This window comes from Pedobacter sp. Bi126, assembly GCF_918698245.1.
In the GTDB taxonomy this organism is placed as follows: Bacteria; Bacteroidota; Bacteroidia; order Sphingobacteriales; family Sphingobacteriaceae; genus Pedobacter.
Genome location: NZ_CAKKMS010000003.1, coordinates 71,281 through 89,517 on the forward strand (window position 1 = coordinate 71,281; position 18,237 = coordinate 89,517).

The 18,237-nt window shown below is 38.2% G+C and carries 18 protein-coding genes; 9 read left to right on the forward strand and 9 right to left on the reverse strand.

The features are described from left to right. Nucleotides 1-3 precede the first annotated feature (3 nt). From LQ201_RS10395 to LQ201_RS10420, 6 genes are all read right to left on the reverse strand, one after another. Nucleotides 4-1,572 carry a serine hydrolase gene (locus LQ201_RS10395; RefSeq protein WP_230142142.1) on the reverse strand — a complete coding sequence of 523 codons (1,569 nt, stop codon included), beginning with the start codon at nt 1,570-1,572 and terminating at the stop codon, nt 4-6. Nucleotides 1,573-1,631: 59 nt separating this feature from the next. Next, entirely contained in the window at nt 1,632-2,573 is a 942-nt protein-coding gene (locus tag LQ201_RS10400) for a hypothetical protein (protein WP_230142143.1), read from the reverse strand. Between the two features lie 98 nt (nt 2,574-2,671). Beyond that, entirely contained in the window at nt 2,672-3,856 is a 1,185-nt protein-coding gene (locus LQ201_RS10405) for a M20 family metallopeptidase (protein ID WP_230142144.1), read from the reverse strand. Further along, nucleotides 3,843-4,286: an SPOR domain-containing protein gene (locus LQ201_RS10410; RefSeq protein WP_230142146.1), complete on the reverse strand. Its 444-nt coding sequence runs from the start codon at nt 4,284-4,286 to the stop codon at nt 3,843-3,845. Before LQ201_RS10410 ends, LQ201_RS10405 begins: the two co-directional genes overlap by 14 nt. 384 nt (nt 4,287-4,670) lie before the next feature. Further along, nucleotides 4,671-8,147 carry a preprotein translocase subunit SecA gene (locus tag LQ201_RS10415; RefSeq protein ID WP_230142147.1) on the reverse strand — a complete coding sequence of 1,159 codons (3,477 nt, stop codon included), beginning with the start codon at nt 8,145-8,147 and terminating at the stop codon, nt 4,671-4,673. A gap of 138 nt (nt 8,148-8,285) precedes the next feature. Further along, nucleotides 8,286-8,585, reverse strand: a complete 300-nt coding sequence (locus tag LQ201_RS10420; protein ID WP_230142151.1) for a hypothetical protein — start codon at nt 8,583-8,585, stop codon at nt 8,286-8,288. A gap of 213 nt (nt 8,586-8,798) precedes the next feature. On the opposite strand from LQ201_RS10420, the gene LQ201_RS10425 reads away from it, so the two are divergent. Next, on the forward strand, nt 8,799-9,305 hold the full coding sequence (locus LQ201_RS10425; RefSeq protein ID WP_230142153.1) for a hypothetical protein: 507 nt from the start codon (nt 8,799-8,801) through the stop codon (nt 9,303-9,305). Between the two features lie 2 nt (nt 9,306-9,307). Beyond that, nucleotides 9,308-10,000 (forward strand): hypothetical protein, encoded by a 693-nt coding sequence (locus LQ201_RS10430; RefSeq protein ID WP_230142156.1) that lies wholly within the window; start codon nt 9,308-9,310, stop codon nt 9,998-10,000. Between the two features lie 137 nt (nt 10,001-10,137). Here the strand turns inward: LQ201_RS10430 and LQ201_RS10435 are convergent, their stop codons facing one another. Both LQ201_RS10435 and rsgA read right to left on the reverse strand, forming a co-directional pair. Further along, nucleotides 10,138-11,091, reverse strand: a complete 954-nt coding sequence (locus tag LQ201_RS10435; protein ID WP_230142158.1) for a Smr/MutS family protein — start codon at nt 11,089-11,091, stop codon at nt 10,138-10,140. Nucleotides 11,092-11,213: 122 nt separating this feature from the next. Next, entirely contained in the window at nt 11,214-12,134 is a 921-nt protein-coding gene (gene rsgA / locus LQ201_RS10440) for a ribosome small subunit-dependent GTPase A (RefSeq protein ID WP_230142160.1), read from the reverse strand. 199 nt (nt 12,135-12,333) lie between these two features. On the opposite strand from rsgA, the gene fumC reads away from it, so the two are divergent. From fumC to LQ201_RS10475, 7 genes are all read left to right on the forward strand, one after another. Then, nucleotides 12,334-13,731: a class II fumarate hydratase gene (gene fumC / locus LQ201_RS10445; protein ID WP_215130068.1), complete on the forward strand. Its 1,398-nt coding sequence runs from the start codon at nt 12,334-12,336 to the stop codon at nt 13,729-13,731. Between the two features lie 136 nt (nt 13,732-13,867). Further along, nucleotides 13,868-14,218: a hypothetical protein gene (locus LQ201_RS10450; protein WP_230142162.1), complete on the forward strand. Its 351-nt coding sequence runs from the start codon at nt 13,868-13,870 to the stop codon at nt 14,216-14,218. A gap of 7 nt (nt 14,219-14,225) precedes the next feature. Then, nucleotides 14,226-14,741 (forward strand): fumarate hydratase, encoded by a 516-nt coding sequence (locus tag LQ201_RS10455; protein ID WP_230142164.1) that lies wholly within the window; start codon nt 14,226-14,228, stop codon nt 14,739-14,741. A gap of 1 nt (nt 14,742) precedes the next feature. Then, nucleotides 14,743-15,549 (forward strand): S1/P1 nuclease, encoded by an 807-nt coding sequence (locus LQ201_RS10460; RefSeq protein WP_230142166.1) that lies wholly within the window; start codon nt 14,743-14,745, stop codon nt 15,547-15,549. A gap of 117 nt (nt 15,550-15,666) precedes the next feature. Then, the gene (locus tag LQ201_RS10465) at nt 15,667-16,107 is read left to right on the forward strand and encodes a hypothetical protein (RefSeq protein WP_230142167.1); all 441 of its coding nucleotides are present in this window, start codon (nt 15,667-15,669) and stop codon (nt 16,105-16,107) included. 2 nt (nt 16,108-16,109) lie between these two features. Continuing rightward, on the forward strand, nt 16,110-16,544 hold the full coding sequence (locus LQ201_RS10470; RefSeq protein ID WP_230142168.1) for a low molecular weight protein-tyrosine-phosphatase: 435 nt from the start codon (nt 16,110-16,112) through the stop codon (nt 16,542-16,544). A gap of 40 nt (nt 16,545-16,584) precedes the next feature. Then, entirely contained in the window at nt 16,585-17,352 is a 768-nt protein-coding gene (locus LQ201_RS10475) for a ThuA domain-containing protein (protein WP_230142169.1), read from the forward strand. A 98-nt stretch (nt 17,353-17,450) separates the two neighbouring features. Here the strand turns inward: LQ201_RS10475 and LQ201_RS10480 are convergent, their stop codons facing one another. Beyond that, on the reverse strand, nt 17,451-18,125 hold the full coding sequence (locus LQ201_RS10480; protein WP_230142171.1) for a hypothetical protein: 675 nt from the start codon (nt 18,123-18,125) through the stop codon (nt 17,451-17,453). Between the last annotated feature and the right edge of the window lie 112 nt (nt 18,126-18,237).

Below are 18,237 nucleotides of genomic sequence, written 5' to 3' on the forward strand. Positions count from 1 at the left end.
AGGTTATTTTTTATCGGTCTTTTTAAAATCCAGGTCCTGAAAATCGAAACTAAAATCGGTTAGCGGCGAAATCGCTTCTATTTTAAATCCATCAGCCAAAGCGTTATTATCTAAACTAAAATTAACAAAAGCATCGGCATCTAAACTTCTATCATACCATTTCACAATAAAGGTATTTCCTTTGTAATAAGTCATGTCGCCTTTCAATTTTGGAGCGTTTTTAGCCTGAAAATGCATCTTGCCGTTCACCTCACTAATGCTTACATCGCCAAACCAGGCATCGTGGAAAGTGCCATAATAGTTTTTAGCATCTGGCTTTGTAACTGCCAATTTTTGTTGAGCTGCAATATCGTTCCAAACCTTGCTTACCATCTCGTTAGCTTGTTTTTCGTTTTTAAGCCTGTTATCGTTATAGGTTTTAATCCTGTCCTGTCCTTTAATACCAAGATAACCATCTTTAATCGAATTGGTGATCGAATTAAAAGCAGCACCAGATTGCTGATTGGTTAATACAATAATTCCCAATTTCATCTCTGGAATAATCGTTACCTGTGTTACTATCCCTGACAAACCACCTGTGTGTGTTGCCTGAAAATTGCCATTTACGTTACTCAAAAACCAACCTAATCCATAACTACTAAAAGCAGCTGGATTGCCACCTGCAATAATGGTCTGTGGCGTCCAAAGTTCTCTTGCCACAGCAGGACTGAATAATTTCTTGTCAAGAGTTTCGCCATATTTACCACCATTGATCATGGCCATTACCCATTTGCTCATATCGGTAACGTTCGAATAAATTCCGCCGGCGGCATTTGCAATCTCTCCGAAGCTTAATCCTACCGGAAGCAGTTTACCTTCGTAAGGGGCATGGCCATCAATTACATTCGATTTGTCTTTTAAGCGGTACCAGGAAGCTGCCGTTTTGGTCATGCCCAATGGTTTAATGATCCTGCTTTCAATAAAATCTTCGTAAGTAATGCCTGAAACCCTTGCTACCACATCGCCAGCAACAATATACATCAGATTATCATAATCATATTTTGTACGGAAAGAGGAAACCGGCTTTAAATAACGCAGGTTATGGATCAATTGCTTTTTATCAACCGTTGAAGAATCTGGCCAGATCATTAAATCGCCCGCACCTAAACCCAAACCACTGCGGTGCGTGAGCAGATCGCGGATGGTAAATTCGCTGGTTACATAGGCATCGTACATTTTAAACTCGGGAATTACATCGGTAACTTTAGTATCCCAGGTAATTTTCTTTTCATCAACCAGCATGCCTAATGCAGCAGCCGTGAATGCTTTTGTATTTGATGCCACACCAAAAAGGGTATGCTCATCAACCTTTTTATTGGTTTTGATGGAACTTACCCCATAACCTTTTAAATGGATTACTTTACCGTCTTTAATTACAGAAACAGCAATTCCGGGAACATTAAAGGTGGTGAGTGTTTTTTCTACAACACTATCGATCTGTTTTGAAGTGAGCACCTGTGCATGCACATGAAGGCCCAAAAACAGTGATAAAGCTAATGATATTTTAAATTTTAACGGGGAAAGGAATTGCATATTTATCAGTTTAAATAATCGTTTAAAGATAATAAATCTTTTAGGCGATAGTCAAATCCTTATTTGCCCTTTTCGAGTTTATAATCTTTGTGTACGATTAAAAAACTTGCTCTTTCTTCCTTTTTGAAAGGATAATCCCAGTTACCCTGGTAGGTAATTTTGGTTGGTAATTTATCATCTCCGAAATAGCCCATTTCTATATTCATCTGCACATCAAAATCGAACAGCATGTTGCTGTATTTCATATCTACATAACGCCCCAGAATATTGAAATTTCTTTTATCGAAAATGGTAACCAGTTCCTTGATCATGATGCCATCTTTTGTCCAGCTGCTTAAATCGGGTTTAACCGAAACCTTAAAACGATAAACAGGAATAGAATCAAGGTAGGTACCGCTGGTGAAACCATAATCGTAATACTGGCGCATATTGGCCGAAAATATTTCGGTTTTACTGCCAATAAAAGGAACTTTTACCGGACGGCCAGGATTAAAGATCAGTATTTTGAGCTTGTCTTTATAACTTTCATTTGTTCCGCCCTTTCCGTCAGGCTTGGGTGCATTGGGTACAAAATCGGTGTTATAAGCATTCATAAAAATGTAATCGAACATCTCTACCGTATAAAGTTGGTATTTGCCATTTTTCTTATAAATTTTCCCGGTATCCTGTTTTACCAGATACTCCATTTTATAAGGACCGCTATTGTTATGTCTTATTTTACGGTAAATTTTTCCATCAACCTTGTTCTTTTTATCGTAACTGTAAATCCTGTTTTCGGCAATGAAAGAATAACGTTTCATATCCCTAAACGATTGATAAAAGGAAGTATCGTACATCACCTTTCTGATAAATGTCTCTACATTCAATTTTTCGGCCTTGATATTTACTGCAGAATCGAGCGTAATGGTTTTAATTGTATCAGGATTAAAGCGGTTGATTTCCTGAGCGAAACCTGTGTAAAAGAGCGACGTTAACAATAATAACAAAAATACTTTTTTCATGGAAGGTAGATGTAAAAGGTAAAATGGATAATGTATCATGAAAGATGTAAAACGGGAGAAAGATTATTTCCGTCCATCTTACATCCTCCACCTTATCATTAATTCCCTAATTGTTTTAAAGCAATATAGGCCATTAATCCTGTTGATATTTTCAAGGCATCTTCATCAACATCAAATCTTGGGGTATGTACTGAATATTGTGTGTCTTTTGCAGCATTCCCAGTACCTAAACGATAAAAACAGGCATCTGTTACCTGCGAGTAGAAAGAAAAATCTTCGGCAGCCATCCAGATATCTAAATCAACCACATTGTCTTTCCCCAAAAATTCTTCGGCAAAAGCCCTTGCATTTGCTGTTAATTTTTCTTCGTTAATTAAAAATGGATAACCTCTATGGATATCAAAATCGCAGCTTCCCCCCATACTTTCGGCAATTCCTTCAGCCATTTTTTTCATGCGTTTATGTGCTTCATCTCTCCAGCCCTCATCTAAGGTTCTAAATGTACCCTCGATTTTTACCTCATTTGGAATAATGTTAGTTGCGCCATTGGCATTTACCTTACCAAAAGACAAAACCGATGGTGTACGTGGATCGGCATTGCGACTAACAATCTGTTGCAAAGCAATAATGATATGCGATGCAATTAAAACCGGATCGATATTCTGGTGAGGCTGAGCGCCATGACCGCCTTTCCCGGTTACAGTAACATATAGTTCATCTGTTGAGGCCATGTAAATACCTGAACGGAAGCCTACTTTACCAGCATCAATTAACGGCATTACATGCTGACCAACAATATAATCAGGTTTTGGATTCTCCAATACACCTTCTTTAATCATTATACTTGCTCCGCCTGGCAACAACTCCTCTGCGGGTTGGAAAATCAGTTTAATTGTTCCACCAAAATCATCTTTCATTTGGTTTAGGATATGAGCTGTTCCTAAAAGTGAAGAAGTATGCACATCGTGTCCGCAGGCATGCATTACGCCATGATTTTTAGAACGATAAGGTTTGTCGTTTGCTTCGTGAATAGGCAAGGCGTCCATATCAGCACGTAAAGCAATTACTTTATCAGATGGCTGATTACCCTTAATTAAACCTACCACACCCGTATTGGCACAATCGGTATATTCAATCCCCCATTTTTTTAATTTATCCTTGATGAACAATGAAGTTTCGAATTCTTTGAAAGATAATTCAGGATTGGCATGGATATGTTGACGATAGCCCACTACATCGTTAAAAATGTTCGCGGCTAGTTCTTGGATTTTATTTTTGATCATTACTTGTTGTGGTATCTAAACTTGGTGCATTAATTTTTTCCCTAAAAATAAACAGTGTCGGGAAGTTTGGTCTGAGTTCGTTTATTAGGCGCTGCGCTTCTAAGCGTGTTCTAAAATCGCCCACCCGAACATAATAGTTAGGTTCTTTATAAACGAGGTAGGTATTATATTTAGGATAAAGTCCTTTAAACCTTGCCTGTTCGTTAAAAACCTCGCGCCGGTCTGACCCATAGAAAATCTGTACGCGGTAACCGTAAGCCGAAACAATGGGTTTACCCGGTTTTACCTCTCCAGAAGTTTTATAAACTGCCAACCGTTTAGCAATTAAACTATCAATTAAGGGATCTTTTATAACCGTAACCTCTCCTTTTTGTGCAAAAGCAGTGGTAAAAAGGAACAAACAGCCTACAAAAGTTAATATTGTTTTCATGTGTAAAAGACCTTGGCATTTAGTGAGCAGATGAATAAAATATCATCTCATTTCTTCTTAACAACAAGAATGCCGAAATCGTTGCAAAAATCGGCATTCTTTATGGGTTAAGCAAATAGTTATTACTTGGGTAGTTTTTTCAGTTCCTCATTTCGAGCGAAACGTAGTGAAGTCGAGAGATCTTTTAAAATAGGTAATCAGCTAATGTTAATTCAAAGATTTCTAAAGTACGATTGAAAATCAGTTTCTCGGAAAAGATTTCTCCATTCCGCTGCCGATGAAAAATCGGCATGCTTCAGTCGAAATGACGATCAATCTATATGATGACATTACAAAAAAAGCCCCAACAAATGTTAGGGCTTAGTAAAGTATTATAGATCTTGATTATAAATTAGCGCCGTGGCAATTTTTGAATTTTTTACCGCTACCGCATGGGCAAGGTTCGTTTCTGCCAACGGTTGCTTCCTTACGGATTGGCTGTTGTGGAACGGGCTCACGCGTATCGCCAAATTCGATACCTGGTTCTTCTCTGCCAAATTCTTGTTTAGTAGTTTGCAACTTCGGTTGTTTTACCGGAGCAGGTGCTTCTCTAACCTGATCTGGCTCTTGCTGAACCGGGATACCGCCTTTATATAAGAAACTTACTACTTCTTTATTTACCGCATTAAGCATGTTTTTAAATAGGTTGAAAGCTTCCATTTTATAAATTACCAATGGATCTTTTTGTTCGTACACTGCGTTTTGTACCGACTGTTTTAAATCGTCCATTTCGCGTAAATGCTCTTTCCAGCTATCATCGATCAAGGCAAGGACAATAGTTTTTTCGAATGAACGAACCACTTCTTTTCCCTTGTTGTCGATTGCTTTCTTCAAATCAACCGCTACCTGAATACCACGGATACCATCAGTAAACGGAACCACAATCTGTTCGATGTGCTCGCCACGTTCCTGATATACCTGGGTTAAAACTGGTAATGATTGTTGAATAATGGCTTCCGATTTACGTGCGTAAAATGCTTCAGCTTCATCGAACAACCTTTCAGTTAATTGAGGGATGTTGGTTGAAGTAAATTCTTTTTCGGTAATGGCCGTATCTAAAGAGAAGTTTTTGATTACTTCCAGTTTAAAACCATCGTAATTTCCTTCTTGTTTATATTCGCTTACGATATCTTCAGCAACATCGAAAACCATATTGTTCATATCTACATCTAAACGCTCGCCAAATAACGCGTTTTTACGTTTAGCGTAAATTACAGTACGTTGCGAGTTCATCACATCATCGTACTCCAATAAACGTTTACGGATACCAAAGTTATTTTCTTCAACTTTTTTCTGTGCACGTTCGATAGATTTGGTAATCATAGAGTGTTGAATCACTTCACCATCTTCGATACCCATACGTACCATAATACCAGAGATACGCTCTGAACCAAATAAACGCATTAAGTTATCTTCTAACGAAACGAAGAACTGAGATGAACCCGGATCGCCCTGACGACCTGCACGACCACGTAACTGTCTATCTACACGACGAGACTCGTGACGCTCGGTACCTACAATGGCTAAACCACCAGCTTCTTTAACACCTGCGCCCAATTTAATATCGGTACCACGACCAGCCATGTTGGTTGCAATGGTTACAGTTCCTGCCTGACCAGCTTCGGCAACAATATCGGCCTCTTTCTGGTGCATTTTCGCATTTAATACATTGTGTTTAATTCCACGAAGTTTAAGCATACGGCTTAATAACTCAGAAATCTCTACCGATGTTGTACCCACTAGTACCGGGCGACCAGCTTTTGGCTCTAGTTGCCCTGTTTCAGGATTAACCGCAGGAATTAATGCACCTTTAGCATCCAATTTAGGTACAGCTCTGCCTGTTTGATCGTATTTAACTACTGGTTTGCCGTCTTTTTGCTTTATGTTACCTTCTTTATCCGTTTCATATTCTGTTTCATAATGAGAATATGGAAAAACAAGGAACTGAATTTCTGAAGCAACAGCGTTATATTTTTCACGAACGGTACGGTAAACGTAATCCTGTTCATCTTTTCTGGAAATATTTCTGTTGGTTGGAATTTCTACCACATCTAGTTTATAGATTGACCAAAACTCGCCAGCTTCTGTTGTCGCAGTACCCGTCATACCACAAAGTTTGTGGTACATACGGAAATAATTTTGTAAGGTTACAGTTGCATATGTTTGGGTAGCATCCTCAACTTTTACATTCTCTTTAGCCTCAATTGCCTGATGTAAACCATCAGAGTAACGACGGCCATCCATAATACGACCTGTTTGCTCATCAACAATTTTAATCTTTCCTTCATCGATGATGTATTCTACATCAATTTCAAATAAAGTATAAGCTTTTAACAATTGGTTAACCGAGTGGATGCGTTCTGCTTTAACAGAATAATCGCGCATTAGGGCATCTTTTTGAACTACTTTTTCTTCTAAAGGCAGATCAGATTTCTCTAAATCTGCTACTGCAGTACCTACATCAGGCAATACAAAGAAATTCGGATCTTCACCTGATTGGGTAATCAGTTCGATACCTTTTTCCGTTAATTCAACCTGGTTATTTTTCTCATCTATATAAAAATACAATTCAGAATCTACCTTAGGCATATTCTTAGATTGATCTGCCATATAGTGGTTTTCGGTTTTCAACAACAAACCACGAACACCGCTTTCACTTAAAAACTTAATTAAAGCTTTGTTTTTTGGCAAACCACGGTATGCACGTAATAAGGCTAAACCACCTTCACCTTCTTCGGTTCCGCTGTTGCCTGCGTTGATTAGTTTCTTCGCTTCGTTTAATGCCTGGGTTACATAAGCTTTTTGTGCATTAACCAAACGTTCGATACGTGGTTTTAATTCATAAAACTCATGCTCATCGCCACGTGGAATCGGACCTGAGATAATTAAAGGGGTACGGGCATCATCAATTAAAACTGAATCGACCTCATCTACCATTGCAAAATGCTGTTTGCGCTGTACTAACTGGTCAGGTGTCTGCGACATATTGTCACGCAGATAATCAAACCCGAACTCGTTATTGGTTCCATAGGTAATATCTGCAGCATAAGCTTTTCTTCTTTCCTCAGAGTTTGGCTCATGTTTATCAATACAATCTACACTTAAACCATGAAATTCGAATAACGGGCCATTCCACTCACTATCACGACGGGCCAAGTAATCATTCACAGTAACAATATGAACACCTTGTCCGGCCAATGCATTTAAATAAGCCGGCAATGTACTTACCAGGGTTTTACCCTCACCGGTAGCCATCTCGGCAATTTTACCGCTGTGCAATACAATACCACCAATTAGCTGTACATCGTAGTGCACCATATTCCAAACTACTTCGGTTCCTGCAGCATCCCACCTATTCGCCCATTGTGCTTTATCGCCAACAATTTTAACATTGTTTTTTCTTGCTGCATAATCTCTATCGAACTGTGTTGCGGTAACCTCTAAATAATCGTTTTCACTTAAACGACGAGAAGTTTCTTTAATTACAGCAAAAGCTTCCGGAAGGATTTCCAAAAGTACTTTCTCCAATTCTGTGTCGCGCTCTTTACCTAAGGCATCAACCTGATCATAAATCGCTGTTTTTTGGTGAAGATCTAAATCTTCGCTCTCTGCATCAGCTTTTAGTGCTGAAATTTTCTCATCAATTCCGGTTAAAAAGGCCGAAATCTTTTCTTTAAATTCTATGGTTTTACCACGTAACTCATCGTTGCTAAGCGCAGACAGTTTACTGTAGTGTTCGTTAATTTTAACAACCAATGGCTGAATAGCCTTTATATCTCTTTCTGATTTACTTCCGAAAACCTTCGCTAAAAATCCTAACATTATAATATTTTAAATCGTATTTATTATTAAAAAATGGTGTGTTACAACAACCAAGCCATTGTCTTTCTTAAGTCAGTTTGGCAGTTGCTGGTATGAATGAGGCTAAAAACCTCTCAAAAAATATTGTGGAGAAGAAAACTAGGGGCTATTGTTCTTCGGTTTTTTTCTGATTGTTAAATCGGCAATTACCTGATTTACGCTCACATATTTTGCAACTTTTAATTGGGCTTGGGTCCCGATTAAAGCCAGCTTGGTGTACGATAACAGATAAGGGTTACGGTCTTCATTAAGTTGAACCGACTCTTTACCCGTTGAATTAACGCTGATGTTATGCTCATTACAATATTCGTTTAATATCCTTAGCCCTTCAACGCGTTCGGCTTTTGCCAAATGTGTTAAGCTAAAAAATACAAGCGATATGGTAACCAGGTGTTTCATTAATAGCGGCAAAGCTAGTTTTAATCTTTTATAAAAAGAAATTACATCATCGCAAAAAGCGTACCTCAATTCTCTGAGCTTTTTTTGCTTTTGTTTTCAACAGGTTTTCGAACTTACATTTAGATTGAACGTAAAAGCATAGCATAATTCTTATAATTGTTTTATTTTCATAAAGACGTTAGGATTTCTTAGCGTCTTTTTTAATTTTATGCCATGTCGAGGAAAGTAATTACGCTATGTTATCGAAAAATAATTGATGCAACCAATACCAGCACATGGGACAAGTTTGTACATGAAGATAGTTTTGCCGAGTTCAAAATGCAGGCCCAATATTATAATCAGGAACAGCAGTATACTACTTTTGCCGAAATGGCACTAAATGTTCCGGAGGCAGAGAAGTTACATTTTCTGGTTAGCGCAGCAATTACCGGCTATTTGCGCCAGTTAAATGGAATTATTCCTGATGTACTTGATAATTTAGGCAGGCGTTTCCTGACTTTTGAAAACTTTAAGTTCGAATTGATCAATTCGGACATTAACAGTCTTGAAAAGCATAAAGTGGCTATCAATTTTTTCTCAAAACCGCTGGTTTGGCACGATACAATAGATAATTTGCTTTTGGTATCGCAATTTAAAGAAAGTAATGAAGATGAAGTTTTTACTAATCTTTTTCAGATCCAGCCTTTTGTAAGTATTCATGCCATAAAAAATATTGATTAACGATGGAACTTACACCTGGAAAAATATTTTTAGCCGATGAGCGGGGCTTAACAGAAACTTTGGCACTAAGAAGATACAGCACCTTTAATTTTGAGAAATATTATAGTGAACACAGAACACCTTTCGGCAGCTTATTTTTATGTAATGATGAATCGATTGCTGGTGGAAAGGTTACGTTTTTTCTATGCAAGGAAGATTCGCTCCAGATATTTATGCCAATTACTGGCGGAATCGATATTGTTGCCAATGGAAAAGAATTTGTTTTAGAAACCGGGCAAGTACAGGTATTAAATATGGGTAAAGGCGAAGTATTGGAAATCAGCAATCCCTACCAAAACGACGTAATTAACTACATACAGTTTGGGATTAAAACCGATATGTTTTTAATGCGGGCAAGTGAAATGCTTTTCAGTTTCGATTTTGAGAAAAACCGGAACCAGCTGATCGAAATTATTTCCAGCCCGAAATTACCTTTTAAGCTAAGTGCAGGCATTTTTGCTGACCGTGAAGAAGCAGTTTATAAAATGCAAAGTCCAAACCATCAGCTCTATGCTTTTATTATTGATGGAGTTTTCGAAATTGAAGGCCGCTTGATGCATGCAAGAGATGGTTTAGTGCTCTGGGATATTGAACAGGTAGAATTGGAAGCATTGAGTGATAATGCAATTGTAGTGGTTTTGGAGTTTGGATTTTAGTTTTTTTGTCATTCTGAATGCGGTGAAGAATCTTTAATTTACTAAAAGATTCTGAAACAAGTTCAGAATGACGAATCGTATGGGAAAGACTGCAGTGCAATCAGATGTTACCATCTTACACCACAAACAAAAGCCTACTACTTAAAAACTACTTCTGTAGCCCCGTAACCAAACTTTTCTTTTCTGGCATCCATGTATGTTTTTACGTGTGGGTTTTTACTGATCATTTTATGGATTTTATCTCGTAAAGTACCATTTCCTGAACCGTGGATAAAAACGATTTTATCGAAATGATGCACAACCGCAGCATCCATCGCAGTTTGAAAATGATTGATCTGTATCTGCAACATTTCATCAGCTTCCAGAAAATGATGGTCATCTCTCAGTTTTTCGATGTGCAGATCGATTTCTTTTTGAGGGGCTGCAACTGTTTTTTTCTCTTCAGTTGATTTAAAAAAACTTTCTTTTAATTTTTGCGGATCGATGGTTACCGAAACAAGATCATCCAAGCGGATTAGCCAGCCCTTATTTCTCAATTGAGGCAATTCCTTTTGTTCGGTGCTAAAATCTTTTGCCCTAAACTTCTTACGGATTACCAAAGGATCGATAGGTTTCACATCAGCTTTGCTAAATACTAAAACCTGAAAGTTAAATTCTGGCCAAAGATCAAGATCAGCCAAGGAAGCAGAATAAACTAAAGTAGAGCCGTAAGATTCGATTATCCCATGAAAAGCACCTGCATACTTCTCTTTACGCTCGGTAGTTAAGCTTACCAATAAAATATTCGGAGAATGGTTTTGCAAGTTAAAATGCACTACATTACCGGCTTTATCATCGGTTGCAACAGCTATATAAATGCCGTTTTCGATTTTGTTAATGCTGGGGATATTTACCTGAATGGGTTTTGGTGCATCTAACGCTTCGGCTACCACACCATGACCATGTACAGAAGTTAAATTACTCACTGCAACAGGTATCTCGAAACCATCTTCATCGGTAACACCCAAAGTCTGGCTATCGATAATTTTAGTTACATAACCTTCACGTTTTTCATCAACAAAACGCACAAAATCTCCCAGTTTAAATTTCATTTCTATATTTTTTTAACCACCAAGGCACAAAGTACACAAAGATTTTTAAGCAATTTGAATTAAACTGCCCTAGATGAAGCTATTTACCTCCTTTACCTTTAGTCCTTGGTCTTTCAGCTCTTTTAGTGCCTTGTATCGTTTCCGTGGTAAATGCTCAGGTAACTTTCATACCTCGAAACGGCAATTTCGCCCTCGTTTACCGCGGCTAAAACAGCACAGCCGGGCTCGTTAATGTGCCTGCAGTTGTTAAAACGGCAATTGTGCGAGGTTTTAAAGATTTCTCTAAAAAAATGCCCCAATTCTTCTTTTTCAATATCAATCACACCCAGTTCTCTAATTCCGGGAGAATCGACAATGAAACCGCCCTGTGGCAGTTCGAACATTTCGGCAAAAGTAGTGGTATGTTGTCCTTTATCGCTCCAGTCTGAAACCTCCCCTGTTCTTAAATCACGATCGGGCAATAATGCATTAATCAAACTCGATTTCCCAACGCCCGAGTGACCGGATATCAGTGTAATTTTATTGGTAATCAATTCCTGAATAACCGGAATATTAATGCCTTTTAAAGCCGAAACTTCGTAACAGGCATAGCCGATATTCTCGTATATATCTTTAAACTCCTGAAGAATTTCTAAACCTTCTTTACTAAACAGATCGAGTTTATTAAACACCAAAACCGCAGGTACATCGTAAGCCTCGGCTGTAACCAGAAAACGATCGATAAAACCTAGGGATGTACGGGGCGAAGCCAGCGTAACCACCAACATGGCCATATCCAAATTTGCAGCTAATATCTGCGCCTGCTTACTTAGGTTGATCGATTTGCGGATGATGTAGTTTTTACGCGGTAGCATTTCGTGTATCAAACCCTGGTTGCTATCCCGTTCCAGATCAAATTTCACCCTGTCGCCAACCGCAATCGGGTTGGTGGTTTTAAGTCCTTTAATCCTGAATTTACCTACAATCCGGCAATCATAGCGTTCGCCATTATCGGCCAAAACACTATACCAGCTCCCTGTAGATTTAATAACTAATCCCTGCATATTTGCGGTAAAGGTATGAATATGATTTCATTGGTAGAAGCGACTAGCAAGGATAAAAGTTTGTACATTAATGTTGAAGAACAAAAATAAATACAGACATTTCGGCGATATATTTTGTTATCCATTAAATATCTTACATAAATCCAACGCTTTAAAAGGCAAAAAACCTAAATTTGCGACAACAAAAATCAAAAATATAATGAGTTTCAGAATAGAACACGATACCATGGGCGAGGTGCAGGTACCAGCCGACAAATACTGGGGTGCACAAACCGAACGCTCACGCAATAACTTCAAAATCGGACCAGAAGGTTCGATGCCAAAAGAAATTATCCATGCTTTTGGATACCTGAAAAAAGCAGCTGCGCTTGCCAATACCGAACTTGGTGTATTATCAGCAGAAAAAGCCGATTTAATTGCTAAAGCTTGTGATGAAATTATTGCTGGACAGTTAGATGATCAATTTCCTTTGGTAATCTGGCAAACCGGTTCGGGTACACAAAGCAACATGAATGGTAACGAGGTGATTGCAAACCGTGCTCATGTAATTAATGGTGGTTCATTAGCTGATGATAAAAAAGTACTTCACCCTAACGATGATGTAAATAAATCACAGTCATCAAACGATACTTATCCAACTGCAATGCACATTGCAGCCTATAAACTTACGGTTGAAAATACCATTCCGGGTTTAGAAAAATTAAGAAATACTTTAGCCAAAAAAGTAGAAGAATTCAGTTCGATCGTTAAAACCGGGCGTACACACTTTATGGATGCTACACCACTTACGTTAGGACAGGAATTTTCGGGTTATGTACAACAGATCGATAACAGCATCAGGGCCATTAAAAATGCTTTGGTTATGGTTGCCGAACTGGCTTTAGGTGGTACCGCCGTTGGTACTGGCTTAAATACACCAAAAGGATACGATGTTTTAGTGGCTAAAAAAATTGCCGATTTAACAGGTTTACCATTTGTTACGGCTCCAAATAAATTTGAGGCTTTAGCAGCGCATGATGCAATGGTAGAACTTTCTGGCGCTTTAAAACGTACTGCGGTTGCTTTAATGAAAGTAGCAAACGATGTAAGAATGTTAAGTTCCGGTCCACGTTGTGGTATTGGCGAAATTGTAATTCCTGATAACGAGCCGGGATCTTCAATTATGCCAGGCAAAGTTAACCCTACGCAACCAGAAGCTTTAACTATGGTTTGTGCACAGGTAATCGGTAACGATGTTGCCGTTTCGGTGGGCGGGATGAGCGGCCATTTCGAACTTAATGTGTTTAAACCGCTTATTGCGGCTAATGTATTACAGTCGGCCCGCTTAATTGGCGATGCCTGCGTTTCTTTCACCGATAAATGTGCGGAAGGAATTACCGCTAACTTGCCAGAAATTGAGAAACATTTACAAAATTCTTTAATGTTGGTTACGGCTTTAAATCCGCATGTGGGTTACGAAAACGCCGCTAAAATTGCGAAAAAAGCACATAAAGAAAATAAAACTTTAAAAGCTGCAGCGGTAGAGTTGGGCTTGTTGACCAACGAACAGTTTGATGAATGGGTTCGCCCGGAAGACATGGTTGGCAGTTTGAAATAAGCTAATCACATAAACGGTCGTCATCCTGATCCCGATTTATATCGGGATCAGGATCTTTTCAGTACTTAAAGATGTTGAAACGAGTTCAGCATGACGCTCCGACTTTAAAATATTGGTTAATTAAAACATAGGCAAAATGAATTCAGTACTCTCTACATTGCTCAGCTCAGTATCCATCATTTCACCGGTTATCATATTTGGAACCTGCTGTTATTTTTTAGCAAAAAAACCTGCTGTTGAGGCTATTTTAATGACCATTGGTTCAGGAATCGGTTTACTTGCAACCTTGTTTTATAGTATACTAGTGCCCTTTTTAGTAAATGACCGTCATTTAGTATACACTGAAATTTCGCAATATTACACTGTAATAGGCATCATTAGCTTTATAGCCAGTTTATGTTTCGCCGCAGGTTTTTTAATTCTGGTCATCAATACTGTTAAAAAGAATAAGGTCATTTACGATCAGTTTCCTAAAAGCATCGATTAATAATACAATGAACAAGCTGCACCCGGATTTAAAGAATTTCTGCATCATCCTTTTTACATTATCTATCTTACATGTAGCTTGTAGTCCGCGGCCCAATATACAGGGCAAAGGTGAAGATTTTATGCAAGGCGTTTGGAACGAAGATTCCGTCGCTTTTAGCAATAAGCTGAGCAACTACACACAGCACCATTTCAAATTTACCTGCGATTCTGTTTATATTGATATGGTTACCCACAGCAAAGTAAATTTTTATGAAGATTCTTGCTACAACAATGGCATTTGGAAAGAATATGCAAGAGGTGTTTATGTAGTTAAAGGCGATACCCTATTTGTTGGTGCCACCTTTACACACGCTAACCATAAACAAAAAATATCGGGATGTTACCGCATTGGCCGATACGACAAGAACTTCCTGATCAAAAAGAAATCTGCAGATACATTATTGTTAGAAAGTTTAAGCGACCAACGCGAAATCATATTAAACCTCAAAGAAAAAATTACCTGCATACAAAAAGAATTATAAAATGATTTTAACATCAATTAAAAAGAAATTAACCATTGCGATAGTTTTTGGGTTTTTAGCCTATTTACCAATTCAGGCAAATGCCTGGGGAACTATTGGTCACAGGGTAGTTGGCGAAATTGCCGATAGTTACTTAAAAGCTAAAACACGCAAGGCTATTCAGGGCATTTTAGGTTATGAGACTTTGGCCATGAGTGCAAACTGGGGCGATTTTATCAAATCAGACTCTACCTACAATTACATGTATAACTGGCATTTTGTTAATCTTCCGGCGGGGCTGAACAAAGAAGGTGTTTACAACTTTTTAGAAACTGAAAAATCGCCTAATCTTTACAATAAAATACCTGATCTAATTGCTGTATTAAAGAAAGCAAGTAGCACTGCCGCAGAAAAGAAATTGGCTTTACGCATGTTGGTGCACCTGGCGGGCGATTTATGTCAGCCTATGCATGTTGCCCGTAAAGATGATTTGGGTGGTAACCGCATTTCGGTGTTGTGGTTCAATGAAAAATCGAACATCCACAGGGTTTGGGATGAACAGCTTATCGAGTATCAGCAGTTAAGCTATACAGAATATGCGAAAGCAATCAATCACCCTTCATCAATTCAGCTGTATAACTGGCAAAACACAGGCCTTAAAGATTGCATTTACGAATCGTACGGCATTTGCAACAAAATTTACGAAAACACCAAACCAGATGCTAAATTAAGTTACCGCTATAATTTTGACTGGGTTGATACCCTTAACGAACAGCTATTAAAAGGTGGTGTTCGATTGGCGAAAATATTGAACGACATCTACGGATAACATTTAAATATTCTCGATGCCCCAACGCTAAAAAGCTTGGGGCATTTTTTTTATCCGTTGTAGCACATCAAGCGCCAGTTTCGTTTATCCGGTATAAACCAAACCAATTATAAACTGATGAAAAAACTACTGCTTATTTTAACCCTATGCCTTGCATTTGCCTGTAAAAAGAAAGAAACTCTTGCAATTGACGATATTACGAGTTACAAATGGCCCTTGCAATCAGCAACTGTTAGTCCTGTGTTAACGGTAGATGGAAAATCGAGCAGCAATTTCATGACGCTTTCAGGACCTAGTTCTTGTTTAAACAACAATTACGCATTAAGTTTTTCATCAAACGGATCTTATGCTTTCACCTCTACAGGTCCATTATGCGACATGTTTTCCTTTCAAAATGCCAAATGGACAAAAAGTGGGAATGAAATTACGCTAAATACTGGTTTCGGCAATACAGAAACTGTAAATTTAAAGGGGACAAATATCATTCAAAAATATACTTTCGAGAAGGAAGGAAAAACCTACACCGTTACTTATATATTTACAGCAAAATCTAAATAATATTGAAAATTTTAATGGTTTGCCTTGGTAACATCTGCCGTTCACCTTTGGCCGAAGGCATTATGCGCCATCTGGCAGATAAACAGAACTTAAATTGGGAAATTGCTTCGGCAGGAACGGGCAATTGGCATATCGGCAAAGCACCCGATCACAGAAGCATTTCGGCAGCGAAAGCGCTAGGTTACGACATCAGCAAACAGCGGGCACAACAATTTAACCACTCCATGTTTGCTCAATACGATCTGGTTTTGGTTATGGACAGGAATAATTTAGCGGATGTTAAAAACCTTGCTAAAAGCGAAGAAGAGCAAAAAAAGGTTAAACTTTTTCTTGATAACGACGAAGTTACAGACCCATATTGGGATAATGCCCTGTTTAACCCTGTTTGCAGGCAGGTTGAAGAAAGATGTATAGAAATTATCAAACAACTTTCTTAAATTTAAAGCTCAATATCCATCACTAACCAAGTCAGCAAAAATGAAAAAGTACCTGTCCCTATGTTTATTAATTGCATCCATTTTTTTATTCCAAAGCTATACCACCGCTAAGAAATCGGCAAAAGTTTTAGTTTTTTCCAAAACCAAAGGCTTTAGGCACAATTCCATTGAAACCGGAAAAGAAGTTATCCAAAAATTGGGTGCCGAGCATCACTTTGATGTAGATACCACGGAAAATGCCGATCTGTTTACAGAAGATAACCTTAAAAAATATGCTGCTGTTATTTTTCTAAATACAACAGGTGATGTTTTAGATAATAAACAACAGGTAGCCTTCGAAAGATATATCCAGGCAGGTGGAGGTTATGTGGGCATCCATGCAGCAACCGATACTGAATACGATTGGCCTTGGTACGGCAAATTGGCCGGTGCTTATTTCATCAGTCACCCAGCCGTACAGGAAGCTAAATTTATCATTAAAGACAAAAAACATCCTTCAACCAAATTCTTTACCGATTCAGTTTGGATGAGAAAAGACGAGCTATATAACTTTAAAAATATCAATCCAGATATTAAAGTGCTGATTACCTTAGATGAGAAATCGTATACCGGCGGTAAAAACGGCAATTTTCACCCTTTTAGCTGGTACCATAATTTTGATGGCGGAAGGGCTTTCTATACCTGTATGGGCCATACTAAAGAAGGCTGGACAGAAGATAAATTCCAGAACCATTTATGGGGCGGCATTGAATATGCCATAGGCAGACAAAAGAAACTAGACTACGGTAAAGCGCATTCTAAATTTTAAATCGCAAACTGAGCTTGTAGATTCGTCAGCAAGCTCAGTTGTTATCTTGTAAAGATCTTGCCATTGATATTAATAAATTATTGATTTTCTCATATCGACTACTTCTTTATCCTATTAGTGTTAACCAAATAAATATAATTCAGCATACAGAAAGAAGCCACAGCCCCGAAAGTATGCCATAAAAAGTGTGTGCCGATTGTAAACACATCCCATTTATCGGCAATCCGGAATGTTAACGCAAATATGAAAGCAATTAGGGCAAAGCCAACCCATTTTCCGTTTTTCCACTCTGTTTTGATCAAATAGCCAAATACTGGAAATAAAACCAGTGCAGCCATAAAAGCATAATTGATATTGATGAAGATCTGGAAATCGCCATTGCTAAAGAGCCGTCGCACGTAAAACTGAAAGAAAGCATAAACAGCTACAATTAAAACGGCAAAATACCACTTGGTTAATTTGGAAAGAAAGTAAACCCCGGCTGAAAGGCATAAGAGCATAATCGGCATCCAATCCATCATAATAAAAATTGACCAACGCCTCAATCCATGATAAGTGGTGCCTCCAATTCCACCTATATAAAGTAAAACTAGGGCAATGGTCAGAAAAGTATGCTGTTTAAAATTCCCCCAAATTTTTATTGTCCAATACACTGCAATAGCTAAAAAAAAGCAACTTGTTATAGTATTAAATGGCTCAGGAAAAAGCTGGCTAAGATTCGTTTCAGTATACATTGTACCTCCATCGGGAGGATTCTGGATAAAAGCGCTCATAATTAATTAACGTAAACTGAAATTAAATGTTTGGTGAATCCGTGTAACGATCAAGATGTAAAAATAATTTCGTGTTTACATTTTCAAGAGGTTAAATATTGGTTAACTCTTT